Raw genomic sequence first — 11971 nt, 5'->3', positions numbered from 1 at the left:
TGGAGGACTGCTGCGCAGGCAATCCGGCCATCTGCCAGCCAGCCCTTGCGACGGCCTGCTGTTAAATTGGACGACGGAAATCATGTCGGCATTCGAACGCTACCTGACCCTCTGGGTCGCGCTCTGCATTTTCGTGGGCATATCCCTGGGCCATCCACGCCATCGGCGCCGCCGAGATCGCCAAGGTGAACATCCCGGTCGCCGCCCTGATCTGGCTGATGATCACCCCGATGCTGGTGAAGATCGACTTTGCCGCCATGGGAGAGGTCGGCCGGCATTGGCGCGGGATCGGGGTCACGCTGTTCATCAACTGGGCGGTGAAGCCGTTCTCGATGGCGCTGCTTGGCTGGCTTTTCATCGGCTGGCTCTTCCGCCCCTACCTGCCGGCCAACCAGATCGATTCCTACATTGCGGGCCTCATCATCCTTGCGGCGGCCCCTTGCACGGCCATGGTCTTCGTGTGGACCAACCTGACCAGAGGCGAACCGCATTTCACGCTGTCACAGGTGGCGCTCAACGACGCCATCATGGGGGTCGCTTTCGCGCCGATCGTCGGCCTGCTGCTCGGCCTGTCCGCGATAACGGTACCGTGGGACACACTCGTCCTGTCGGTTATTCTCTACATCGTCATTCCGGTGATCATTGCGCAGGTCCTGCGTCGGCGACTGCTCGCCTTGGGTGGACAGAAGGCGCTCAAGCGCCTGCTTCATACGCTCCAGCCGCTCTCCCTCGTGGCATTGCTGGCGACACTGGTCCTGCTGTTCGGCTTCCAGGGCGAGCAGATCATCGCCCAACCGGCGATCATCGCGCTGCCGGCCGTGCCGATCTTGATCCAGGTCTACCTGAATTCAGGCCTGGCCTATCTGCTCAACCGCATCTGTGGCGAGCAGCATTGCGTTGCGGGTCCTTCGGCGCTGATCGGCGCATCCAACTTCTTCGAACTGGCGGTGGCGGCCGCCATCAGCCTGTTCGGCTTCAGGTCCGGCGCGGCTCTGGCAACCGTCGTCGGCGTGCTGGTCGAGGTGCCCGTGATGCTGTCGGTCGTGTGGATCGTGAACCGCAGCAAGGGCTGGTACGAGCGGGGATCCGCCGTGTCCGCCGCCAAATCAAGCGAAAGGATCACCTGATGGACGTCACCATATACTACAACCCCGGTTGCGGCACGTCCCGCAACGCGCTTGCGCTCATCCGCAATGCGGGGGTCGAGCCCGTGGTCATTGAGTACCTGAAAACGCCGCCAACACGCGMGGTGCTTCAGGAGCTGATTTCCAAAGCGGGCCTGACCGTGCGCGCAGCCATTAGGCAGAAAGGAACGCCCTATGCGGAACTGGGCCTGAACGATCCGACGCTGGCCGACGACCAGCTTCTGGATGCCATGATCGAGCATCCGATCCTCATCAATCGGCCGTTCGTTGTCACGCCATGGGGCGTGCGCCTCAGCCGACCTTCAGANCGACGACCAGCTTCTGGATGCCATGATCGAGCATCCGATCCTCATCAATCGGCCGTTCGTTGTCACGCCATGGGGCGTGCGCCTCAGCCGACCTTCAGATATCGTGCTCGCCATCCTACCGCTTCCCCAGAAGGGACCGTTCTACAAGGAGGATGGCGATATGCTGATCGATGCGGAAGGGAACCGCGTTGAGTGACGTGCCCAACATACAGTGAGCCCTTGAGGGCTGCTCAGCGGCAATTTGCAGAAGCTGCCTAATCGCTAGACTAGAGGCCGATGCTCTTCAAATAGCCCAGCTTTCGATCCCGCACCGTTTTTCCAGGCGCGGGATCGATGAACTAACTCCAGGTCCATTGCCGCATTGGAGCAGGAACTACCCTAAGCACGTTTTCCTAACGCTGGCGCGCCCGTGCATCTTGTTATAGCGACTTCTAGTCGACCCGTTAACTCCATGCCAGCGTTTATGCCGAACGCTAGGTTCGCTCTGACGCAGCTGTACTCTTGGCCTTCATCCATGCGGGCGGTTCGCCATTGAAGCCGCCTACGAGCGCGTTGCGGCAGTTGCATGTGCGCTCGATCGAAAGTGCCGAGATCGCCTCGATCAATGTCTTTTCGATCAGATCGTGCAGGCCTTCCTTGTAGTAGATCTCGTTCATGCTGCCAGGGCCAAAATGTACAACGGCTGGCGCCATTCCGGACCCGAAATTGATGACCGGCGCTATTGAGGCGAAGCACATCTCAGCCTCCCGCGCGAATATGACTTCGGGAACCAGCGGCGTGCCGACGATGTCCCCACCCTCGAGCTGATGAGCCCGGATTTCGGCCGGCGTTTCGAAGCGCGGCCCCTCAGTGCAAACGAAGGTGCCGCGCTCGATGACCCGATTGCTGAATTTGTTTGCAGCAGCAATCAACTCGGTGCGCAGCCGAGGGCAGAATGGATCGGTGAAATCAACCCGTACCCAACACTCGCTGTCGTCGAAGAGTGATAGCGCCCGGGACTTCGTCCTGTCGAGGAAGTCGTCGGAAACGACAATGTCGCCCGGCCGAATGGCTGGATTTACAGAACCAATAGCGTTTTGAGAGACTATGGATTCGACGCCGAGCTCACGCAATGCCCAGATGTTGGCATGGTAATTAATCTTGTGGCTCGGCAAGGTGAGTTTTTCGCCGTAACGAAGTACCACGGCAGTCTCTCGTCCACCTATTTTGCCTAGCAAGACCGGCGCCTCGCCCCACGGCGTTGCAATCATTTCCGCTCGCCGGTCCTGAAGGAGGTTCTCGGAGGCAGCACTGGTAATCAGGCCGACAGGAGCTTCATGCATCATATACTTCCTTATTTACTGCAAGTGACTGATAGTGTTTGTGTATTGCTCTTCGAGCTGCCGCCTCGTCGACCAACGTGAACTGGCCATCGTCGAAGACGGTTCTGCCCGCGATCATGACGCTGCGCACATGCTGCGGGCCGGCGCGATAGACGATGTCGGAAAGGACGCGTTCTGGCGTCAGCCCGAGAGGGTGATCGAGCGCAAGAACGACGAGATCTGCTTCCTTACCAGCTTCGAGACTGCCTATGTCATCATCCCAGCCAAGAACGCGGGCGCCTTCAATAGTTGCCATGGAGAAGGCGTCGGCAGCTCCCATGATGGAGCCTTCGAGCGAGACCGCACGTTGCAGAAGGACCGAAAACTTCATCTCCTGGAAAAGGTCGAGACAGTTATTGGAGAGCGTGCTGTCCGTGCCCAGGCCAACCGGAATCCCATGCCGTCTTAGAGCGGGCACCGGAGCGACGCCGCTCGCAAGCTTGGCATTGCTCGCAGGATTATGCGCAACGCCAGCGCCACTTGTGGCAAGCATGCCCATGTCATCATCATCGAGCCACACGCAATGTGCCAGTATCGCTCGGCGATCCAATACGCCGAGACTGTGGAGCCAGGCGAGCGACGATTTTCCATGTTGTTCAAGGATCATCTCGTTCTCGCGACGGTTTTCGGCGAGATGGATGACAAAAGGCAGATCGAGAGCTTCGGCCTCGCGCTTTATCTGGATGAGGAGTTGAGGGGTGCAGCTATAAGGTGAATGCCCGCCGAGGTAGAACCGACATAGACCGTTCCCTGCGTGGACGTTCATTGCCTCCTTGGTTTCCTGGAGCGCCAGCGGCCAGTTCGGCCGACCGTTTAGCCGCAACTCCGGTGAATTTGCCAAGGCGCCGCTGAGCGAGCGCATGCCGATTTCGCTGGCAACCGATGCAAATACTCCGGCTCCGTAACGGGTGCAGTCGCATGCGGTCGTGATGCCGTTGCGCACCATTTCCAGCGTGGCCAGCGTACAGCCGCGTCGATTGTCTTCGATCGTAAGCGAAGACGTATGGGATGCAAGCGCGGCAGCCCACTGGAACAAGTCCCCATCGTCACAGCAGCCACGATGCGTCGAAAGGCCGCCATGCGCATGCGTGTTGACGAGACCGGGAATGACAACCCTTCCGCCAAGATCCATCCGATTGGCCGTCACAGCCTCCGGAGGCAACGCGGAACAGGAGCCAACCCAGGCAATTTTAGAACCCTGGATCAGGATCGCGCCGTCCTTGATGAAGCCGTTCGGCAGCCCGGTGCAGACAAATGCGTTGTGGAGGAGAGTACGCATGTCAAATCTCCATCACGAAACAACGGTCTTCCAGCGAAAGACTGATAACCTCCGAAAGGGTCCCCGCAGCTACGACCTTGCTGTTGGAGACGTGCAATGGAGCGTCGTGCCCAGGTACGACGACGTCAGCCATGCCGGCAATGCGCTGGATGCTCGCCTTGGCCGCAGCAGCATCGAAAGCACCAACCGAGGTTTGCGTCTCGATCTCGCCGCGATGCTTGATCGCATCCTGCGCGAGAACGACACACTTTCCCTCTATGGACAGGACAAGAGATGCATGGCCGCCGGTATGCCCCGGCGTCCGGATCATGCGAATGCCCGGCAAGACGTCGAGTTCGCCGGAAACGAGTGAAAGTTGCGGGCTACGCAACAAGCCCTCGACCTGGAACAGCGGAATGGCACGATCATCTGCCTTGTGCTCGTCGAAATAGGCAAGCTCGGTTTCGTGAAGAACCACCTCCGCCTTCGGGAAGCACTCGACATTAGCGACATGGTCGAAGTGGAGGTGCGACAGCACGACCGTTCTAATATCGGTCGGCGTCAGGCCGCGCCGGGCAAGCGCATCCAGAACACCGGGTCGATCGCCGGCGCCGCCCGTATCAAACAATGCATGACCATCCCTTGTGTGAAGAAGCACGGTCGTGCTCCAGCCAAGGAAGCCACGCGGTGTCCGTCCTGGGAAACCGGAGAGCAGGATTTCATAGCTTGGCTCGGCCATCAGGAATCCACCTGCCTCAGACGTGGGTCGAGCAGATCCCGCAACCGATCACCAGAAAGATTGATACCAACCACGGTGAAAAAGATCGCAAAGCCGGGCACCGTCGCCACCCACCAGGCGTTTCCGACGTAGTTGCGGCCTTCCGAAATCATCGTTCCCCAAGTCGGCATTTCGGGCGGCACGCCAAGGCCAAGAAAGCTCAGGGAAGATTCGAACAGGATCATCTTGGCAACGAGCAGGCTCGAGATGACGATCACGGAAGACATGACGTTAGGCAGCAGGTGACGCATCAGGATCATCGGAACCGAGATGCCCATCGTCTGTGCAGCCTGGATGAATTCTCGTTCACGCAGGACCAGGGATTCCGCACGCACAACGCGGGCATACTGCACCCAATTGGTCAGCCCAAGGATCACGACGATGTTCCAGAGGCTAGGCCCAACCACAGCGGCCATCGCAAGCGCCAGGACAAGAAACGGTATGGCAAGCTGGATATCCGTAATGGCCATGAGAATACGGCCTGCATATCGATCCTCGTAGCCGGCGATCAGGCCGAGCGTGACACCTATTGTTCCCGAGATGATGACCGAAGCGACCCCGACGAGAAGCGAAACGCGCGCGCCAGCGATCAAGCGGCTGAAGATATCTCGGCCAAGCGCATCGGTTCCGAAAAGATGGAGCCCCCCCTCGCCGCCCCATAGCGGTGGCTTCAGGCGTTGCATGATGTCCTGCGCTTCGGGATCAAATGGCATGAGCCAGTGGCCAAACAAGGCCGCGAACACGACAATCAGCACCAGCGCGAGACCGAAGGTTGCGAGGCGGCTATCCAGGTATCGCCTGAGGAAAAGGATCATTTGCTCTTCCTCAAGCGTGGATCGAGCAAGCCATAAGACAGGTCTACGAGAAGATTGACGGTAACGATCGTGACGGCCATGACGAGCACGAAAGCCTGCACGACGGTAAAGTCGCGGTTTGCAATCGCCTGGATCGCAAGCCTGCCGATACCGGGATAAGCAAAGACTTCCTCGGTGATGACGGCACCGCCCAGCAACGCACCGACCTGAAGTCCGATTACGGTCAGGGTCGGGATCGCGGCGTTGCGAAGCGCATGCTTGAATATGATGCTTCCTTCGCTCATGCCTTTGCCGCGCGCGGTGCGGATGTAGTCGGACTGAAGAACTTCGATCATCGACGAGCGCAGCAATCTGGTGATGATCGCCGTCGAATAGGTCGCAAGCACGATTGCCGGCATCAAGAGATTTTGCCATCCGCCTCGTCCCGATGGCGGCAGAACATGAAGCGTTTCGGAAAAGAGCAGGATCAGCATGATCGCAAGCCAGAATGCCGGAAAGCTCTGGCCAATAAGGGATACGAGAAGACTTGCCCGATCGAGCGCTGATCCGCGCCAGGCAGCAGCAAGGATGGCAAGCGGTATCGACACGACCAGCGACAGTGCAAGCGCCATGCCGCTGAGTTCAAGAGTGGCAGGGACCCGCTCCAGGACGAGTTGCATCGCCGGCTGCTCGTAACGCAGTGACATGCCGAAATCGCCCTGGAGCGCCCTGGAGATGAAGTCGAGATATTGAACGACGAGAGGGCGGTCGAAGCCCATGAGATGGCGGAACCGCTCGATCTCTTCCACCGACGCTTCAGGTGGCAGAAACAGAGCGGATGGATCTCCGCCGAGCCGGATCAGGAAGAATACGGCAAGCGAGACGCCGAAAACCACGGCGATCGCATACAATATTCGAGATGTTAGGAAAGAGGACAAAGTCGCGACCGCTCCATCGGCAAGGTTGCTCAGACTTCCGTGGCCAGGATGCCACGTAGCATCGAAGATCAGTTGAAGCTCGCCTCGCGCAGGTCGATCATGCTGTCGGTACGCGGCTTCCAATTCAGCTTGCTGTTGAGGCCATAGATCAGCGGCGGCTGGATCATCGGCAGATGAGGCGCCTCGTCCTTCATTATGACTGCTGCCTCTTCGTAGATCGCCTTGCGCTGGGCCGCATCAATTGTCGCTCCGCCTTCATCCAGCAGCCGGTCAAGTTCGGGATTGCTGAAATAGCTCTGGTATTGGCCCGTCTTCAGCAAAGGGAACCAGACCAGATTGGGATCGCGCCCGCTCCATCCCGGGAAGGTGATGCCTTCCCTGCCCTTCTTCTCAGAAATCTGGCCCCAAACGCCGGGCTCAAGATACTGAATGTCGGCCTTGATGCCGACCTTTCGAAGAAAGCCGGCGGTCGCTTCAACGATTTCGCTGTCCTTCAGGAAACGACCCTTGCGAGTCATCAACGGGATGGAGAACCCATCAGGATATCCGGCTTCTGTCAGGAGCTGCTTTGCCTTTTCGGGGTCGTAAGGATAGGGCGTCCATTCGGAATTGTAGGCAAATCCGTTCGCCGGGAGAGTGAGGGCAATGCGATTGCCCGTGCCATTGAGCAAGGCCTGCTGAATGGCATCGACGTCCACTGCATAGTTGATCGCCTGGCGGACGCGCTTGTCCTTGAGCGGTGTGTCACGCGTTGTGTCGAAGGCCAGGAAGTAGAGGAAGTCGCTCGAGACGGTTTCGACCTTGGTATCTCCGCCTTCGAGCGAAGAAACATCCTCGGGCGGGATATCGACAGCAATGTCCGCGCCTCCGCTTTTCAGCTCCGCGATGCGCGTGCGTGTTTCCTTGATGGGACGGAAAACGACCCGCTCGATCTTTGGCTTGTCGCCCCAGTAGTCCGGGTTGGCTTCGAGAACGACTTCCTCGTCCTTCACCCATTTGACGAATTTGTAGGGGCCCGTACCTACAGGGGCCGCTCCCAGCGCGTCGCCGTTCTTTTCCTGCGTATATGTCGGTGGAACGATCAGTGCGGGAAACGATGCTTCGTAAAGCGACAGCAGCATCGTCGGGAAGGGCTTTTCTGTCTTGAGGTCAACCGTGTAGTCGTCCACAACTTCGACCGATTTGATGGCTGCGATGCGGGAGTAGTAAGGCGCCTTGAAATTCGGATCGAGCGCGCGGTCGAAAGTGAACTTCACCGCTTGTGAATTGAACGGTTCGCCATTGTGGAACTTGACGCCTTCACGCAGCTTGAAGCGCCAAGTCAGAGGATCCGGATTGCTCCATGATGTCGCCAGCGCTGGGACCAACTCTCCCTTCCCGTCCATGGTGACGAGACCATCGTAGATCTGGAACAGGATGTTTGCTGTCGGGAAAGCCGAGTGCTTCGCCGGATCCATGGAATAGGCGTCAGCCGGCTGGGCTACGACAAGCGTCCCTGCTTCTCCGGCAGCCGCGATCAAAGGCAAGTTGCAGGCGAGCGTTGTCGCCACAGTGGCAAGCAGGAAGCTGCGTCTAAGAATGTGTTTCATAAGTTCACCCTTCTTTGTGCTCTTTCGGGAGCTTGTTATGCTGCGGCAACCACTGAGGCAGCCTTGTTGCTGATCAGCCTCATGTCACGTCATCCCCTCGGCCCTCGCCTCCTGGAACGGCGATTGCCATGAAGTTCTCCAAACGATCAATTCGCATGGTCAGATGCTGGTGTGTCTTGCGAACGGGCAGTGCTTCGCCGGTTTGAAGGTCAATGGCCCTAACTGCGTCGGTCTTCACCGTGATTTCGAACCCAGCCAGCGGCGTAAGTTCGGTCAAACCCTTCGTTCGTGTGGTCGCCCCGTTGAGTGCATGCAGCACCATGCCATTCGAGTGCTCATAGCAAATGAGCTCGACCGCCGAGGACGCGGTTGTACTCACTGGCGCAGAACCGGCCACGGTTTCGAGCAAGACGCCGAACAGTTGCCGATACTCGGGCATGGAGAAGCGGTGGTATAGGGACCCTATGCGCCAGGGCAGCCACATCGCTTTGCCCAGACCGAACTCGCGTTCGATCAGTCCCGGTGCTGTGCCCGGGCCGTCCACAAGCGTGAATTCCGGTGCGTTGTTCGGGAAGGGACCAATCAACCGAAGATCGATACCGTTTCCGCTTTCCGAGGAAAAAGGTATCCAGAAGTCTCCCGCTGCAGCGACATGAGGAATGCCTTCAAGTACGCTTCGGAAACTCGCATCGGACAAGGCGAAATAGGCGCCGTCCACGCTATGGCTTCCTCCGGGAATTCCCGGCAAACAACCAAGCGATGGGGTTGAGCGCCCAACGCCGTTCTCATCGCAGGCTGCAAGATCGGCGCTGGCGATCAGCTTGCCACCATTACGGACATAAGTGTCGAGCGTGTGTGTATCGTCGTCCGAAAGACAATGGATAGCGGGCAGCAGGATTGCCTCGTAGCGCTCGAGCTCAGCAAAACGCAGGCTGCCGGCCACCACTATGTCGCAGGGGTAGCGGAGATCGGTAGCCATTTCGAAAAACCCACGAAACTCCGCAACATGGCCGCAGCCATCAGGCGCACCCGCCGGCCGCCCGGCATCCGGTCCCCAGAGACGGCTTGCTTCGGATTTGACGATCGCGATGCGCGCGATCGAACGCAAGCCTTCGTACCACCTTGCCTGCCCGGCTTGATAAAGCCCGAGTTCTTGCAGAGCCGGGACGAAGCGAGGATCGTCCTGCTTGAGCAACCCGTTGACGGCCGGGGCCGTGCTCGCCCCATGTGCCGCAGCCTGGATCAGATTGTGGACCAAACGCGCGTCCGGCATCGCCGTCTGACGACTGGCAAAGGCTTCCGAGGTGGTCTGGATGAGAAGCGGGGCGTTGCCCGGTTTGAGGGCGCGAGCCGTCAATGCTTCTTCTGCTGCCCAGTGGTTCCATGCCGGCTGCGGGTCGACCGGGTTTGGCATGACCGGATTGGAAATCTGAGATCCTATGATGTCACTGACTTCGGACATCCGGGCGATGTCCCAACCGTCATGAACATGATGATAGGGCACCAGCGCGGCCTCCGATTTTCGCTCGCGGATGAAGTTGCGCACGCGGCCCATGTAGTCGGCCAGGAAATCCTGGCGCCAGGTCTCGTAGGCCGGAGAACGAATACCGTGGTGCGGGATCTTCTGGCCGGTTGCCTCGTAAACCATCGAGACGCAGCGTGGGCAATGACACCTCGGCACATGCAGGTAGTTGAAGAAGAACCCGTCCACATCCAGATAGCTGGCCAGAATCTCGTCCAGGATCGCGAATGTTTCGTTTTGCCAGAATGGGCCAGTCGCGCAGATCTGCGGCATCGACCAGACGGAACTGATGCTGCCGTCCTCACGTTGAACGAACCAATCAGGGTGGACAAGTTCCATGCCTTCCCGGCCCTTGGATATATCCATGCGGACCAGCACGCGAACACCTTCAGGCTTCGCGGCTTTCAGAAAAGCGCCGAGGAAATCGAACGACAGATGCGGGTTGATCTGTTGCGAGGAAAGTCTGGTCGGATACCAGGCGGAAAATCCTCCCCCCATCGCAATGCAGCCGTTTGCGCCAACACTTTTGATCTCTGCGATCAAATCGTTCACGTCGAGATCGATCGCATCCGCCTCACGCAGCAGATGCTGGAAGAATCTGACGGGGCGACGTGTCCAGTCTAGTGACATGCACAGCCTCCCATGATGCGGGAACGCATGCGTCGGATCGGCAGCTCAAGTCCGTTCGTTGCCATATAGGCGTTCCGGTTGTCGTGCTGCCGCCTTTGAGACAGGGCCTGCGCCTCTTCCCAGAGTTCGGACTCGTCGATTTGAGTTGCCCGGCCATCCTTCTGCGCGATCCGCCCAGCAATCATGACCATTGCGAGGGCGGAACCGGTTTCCGCCAACACAAGCTGGCGAACAGCGTCGTTAAGCGGCGCGAAGGCGGGCGAGGCAATGCGGAAGAACGCCAAGTCGGCCGCGTGACCAACTGCGATCCTGCCGGTTACGCCTTCCAATCCGAGTGCGTCTGCGCCGCCTATGGTTGCCAAGGACAATGCCCGATGCGGGCCGGTCCAATGGGCTTCATCCTGCGAAAGCGAATTGTGCAGGATGGCGGCCCATTTGACCGCCTCCAGTAGATTGTTGCTGTCGTTGCAGCACGCGCTGTCGGTGCCAAGCCCGACACGCACGCCGACGCGCAACAATTCTGGCAGGGGGCAGAAACCGCTTCCGAGCCGAGCATTTGAAATCGGATTGTGGATGATGCTTGCACCCATCCGAGCAATTGTCTCCGCGTCGTCCCGCTCCAGCCAGATCGAATGGACAAGATTGGTACGCGGCGTGAGAGCACCCAGATCCTTGAGGTGGGCAATCATGCCGCGGCCATAGAGCCGAAATCCCATCTCGCGCTGAGTTCTGGTCTCCAACACATGCGTGTGGAGCAGCGTATCGTTGCGCCTGCTGAAATCCGCGGCGGCTGCCAGCAGGTCGTCAGAACAGCGCTGTGGCCCCGAGGGGCCAATCGCCACACGAATTCGGCCGCCATCGGCTTCGTGCCAGCGCTGAAAGAAATTCTCGGCAATGTCCATCTGTGTTGTTGCCGGCAGCGGCTGGCGGCGGCCGTAAGCTGACAGGTCGATGTCTTCGAGGTCCTCTGCTTCGAAGGGCATCGTCTCGACGATCATACGATCCGACACCACTGGCGCTATCGTGGCGCGCATGCCGCTGTCCCGCCAGGCCCTGGCGACGGCGTCAAGCGCTTCACAGTCTATGTCGGGCGAGATACGCACGTGATCCAGAACGCTTGTCGTGCCGGTCCTTATCATTTCGACAGCACCAAGCATCGTTGAAACATATATCTCGCGCGCCGTGCGGCTCTCGCGTCCGGCTGATGAGGAAAGAGACCAAAGTTCAAGCGGCAGATCGCCTGTGGTTCCACGGATCAAATTGTCGGGAGAGTGGCTATGGCAGTTGACGAGACCAGGTATGGCGATGAGGCCCGTAGCATCGATGGTTTCACAATCGCTTGGAATGGTGGAACCGGGCTCGTGCAACCCGGCAATGAGGCCGTTCCTGACCTCGATGGAACGTCGATGCGCCACCCATTGGTGGGCCGACTCCAGCAGACAAAGTGCATTGTTCAACCAGATGGCTTTCACGCCGATTCCATTCTTCACGTTCTCTGGCCGGTTACGGCTCTTTCCCTTTCTTTGCGGAACGGAAGGGCAAGTTGAATACGGCTTTTTGGAAAAAATCATTTTCCAGTTCCCGCGGCTCGATGGTCCACATCGCCTCTGGACGCCACGTCAATTGCTGTATGGTAGCCCAAAAGCGG

Annotated in this window: 9 protein-coding genes and 2 pseudogenes; 3 read left to right on the top strand and 8 right to left on the bottom strand. The window is 58.9% G+C overall.

Annotated elements, in window-relative coordinates; genetic code table 11:
- Positions 1 to 82 precede the first annotated feature (82 nt).
- From arsB to ASC75_RS26555, 3 genes and pseudogenes are all read left to right on the top strand, one after another.
- A pseudogene (gene arsB / locus ASC75_RS13220) lies at positions 83 to 1127 on the top strand (ACR3 family arsenite efflux transporter).
- A pseudogene (arsC, locus tag ASC75_RS26560) lies at positions 1127 to 1452 on the top strand (arsenate reductase (glutaredoxin)); the annotation flags it as partial. The pseudogenes arsB and arsC, both read left to right, overlap by 1 nt.
- 1 nt (position 1453) lies before the next feature.
- Positions 1454 to 1649, top strand: a 196-nt coding sequence (locus tag ASC75_RS26555; protein ID WP_280137958.1) for an ArsC/Spx/MgsR family protein, incomplete at its 5' end; no start/stop codon positions are given.
- Positions 1650 to 1926: 277 nt separating this feature from the next.
- Here the strand turns inward: ASC75_RS26555 and ASC75_RS25515 are convergent.
- From ASC75_RS25515 to ASC75_RS13175, 8 genes are all read right to left on the bottom strand, one after another.
- Positions 1927 to 2775 carry an MTAP family purine nucleoside phosphorylase gene (locus ASC75_RS25515; protein ID WP_162244920.1) on the bottom strand — a complete coding sequence of 283 codons (849 nt, stop codon included), beginning with the start codon at positions 2773 to 2775 and terminating at the stop codon, positions 1927 to 1929.
- Entirely contained in the window at positions 2768 to 4093 is a 1326-nt protein-coding gene (locus ASC75_RS13205) for an amidohydrolase (protein WP_055975879.1), read from the bottom strand. Before ASC75_RS13205 ends, ASC75_RS25515 begins: the two co-directional genes overlap by 8 nt.
- A gap of 1 nt (position 4094) precedes the next feature.
- Positions 4095 to 4811 carry an MBL fold metallo-hydrolase gene (locus ASC75_RS13200; RefSeq protein ID WP_055975876.1) on the bottom strand — a complete coding sequence of 239 codons (717 nt, stop codon included), beginning with the start codon at positions 4809 to 4811 and terminating at the stop codon, positions 4095 to 4097.
- Entirely contained in the window at positions 4811 to 5665 is an 855-nt protein-coding gene (locus ASC75_RS13195; protein ID WP_055975873.1) for an ABC transporter permease, read from the bottom strand. Before ASC75_RS13195 ends, ASC75_RS13200 begins: the two co-directional genes overlap by 1 nt.
- Entirely contained in the window at positions 5662 to 6705 is a 1044-nt protein-coding gene (locus tag ASC75_RS13190) for an ABC transporter permease (protein WP_244487831.1), read from the bottom strand. The genes ASC75_RS13195 and ASC75_RS13190 overlap by 4 nt, the downstream gene beginning before the upstream one ends.
- On the bottom strand, positions 6651 to 8171 hold the full coding sequence (locus ASC75_RS13185; protein ID WP_082496563.1) for an ABC transporter substrate-binding protein: 1521 nt from the start codon (positions 8169 to 8171) through the stop codon (positions 6651 to 6653). The genes ASC75_RS13190 and ASC75_RS13185 overlap by 55 nt, the downstream gene beginning before the upstream one ends.
- A gap of 79 nt (positions 8172 to 8250) precedes the next feature.
- Positions 8251 to 10323, bottom strand: coding sequence for an alpha-amylase family protein (locus tag ASC75_RS13180; protein WP_055975863.1), 2073 nt, complete (start codon positions 10321 to 10323; stop codon positions 8251 to 8253).
- Complete coding sequence (locus ASC75_RS13175; RefSeq protein ID WP_082496562.1) at positions 10314 to 11894, bottom strand: amidohydrolase family protein; 1581 nt, start codon at positions 11892 to 11894, stop codon at positions 10314 to 10316. Before ASC75_RS13175 ends, ASC75_RS13180 begins: the two co-directional genes overlap by 10 nt.
- Positions 11895 to 11971 lie beyond the last annotated feature (77 nt).

Source organism: Aminobacter sp. DSM 101952 (assembly GCF_001424795.1).
Classification (GTDB): domain Bacteria; phylum Pseudomonadota; class Alphaproteobacteria; order Rhizobiales; family Rhizobiaceae; genus Aminobacter; species Aminobacter aganoensis.
Note: the sequence above shows the minus strand (reverse complement) of the source record. Positions and strands in the feature narration are given on the sequence as shown.

What these genes read in the sequence shown, in the direction of transcription:
- ASC75_RS13175 (WP_082496562.1), bottom strand. Translation starts at nt 11,894, where the DNA reads ATGATTTTTTCCAAAAAGCCGTATTCAACTTGCCCTTCCGTTCCGCAA.
- ASC75_RS13200 (WP_055975876.1), bottom strand. Translation starts at nt 4,811, where the DNA reads ATGGCCGAGCCAAGCTATGAAATCCTGCTCTCCGGTTTCCCAGGACGG.
- ASC75_RS25515 (WP_162244920.1), bottom strand. Translation starts at nt 2,775, where the DNA reads ATGCATGAAGCTCCTGTCGGCCTGATTACCAGTGCTGCCTCCGAGAAC.
- ASC75_RS13185 (WP_082496563.1), bottom strand. Translation starts at nt 8,171, where the DNA reads ATGAAACACATTCTTAGACGCAGCTTCCTGCTTGCCACTGTGGCGACA.
- ASC75_RS13205 (WP_055975879.1), bottom strand. Translation starts at nt 4,093, where the DNA reads ATGCGTACTCTCCTCCACAACGCATTTGTCTGCACCGGGCTGCCGAAC.
- ASC75_RS13195 (WP_055975873.1), bottom strand. Translation starts at nt 5,665, where the DNA reads ATGATCCTTTTCCTCAGGCGATACCTGGATAGCCGCCTCGCAACCTTC.
- ASC75_RS13180 (WP_055975863.1), bottom strand. Translation starts at nt 10,323, where the DNA reads ATGTCACTAGACTGGACACGTCGCCCCGTCAGATTCTTCCAGCATCTG.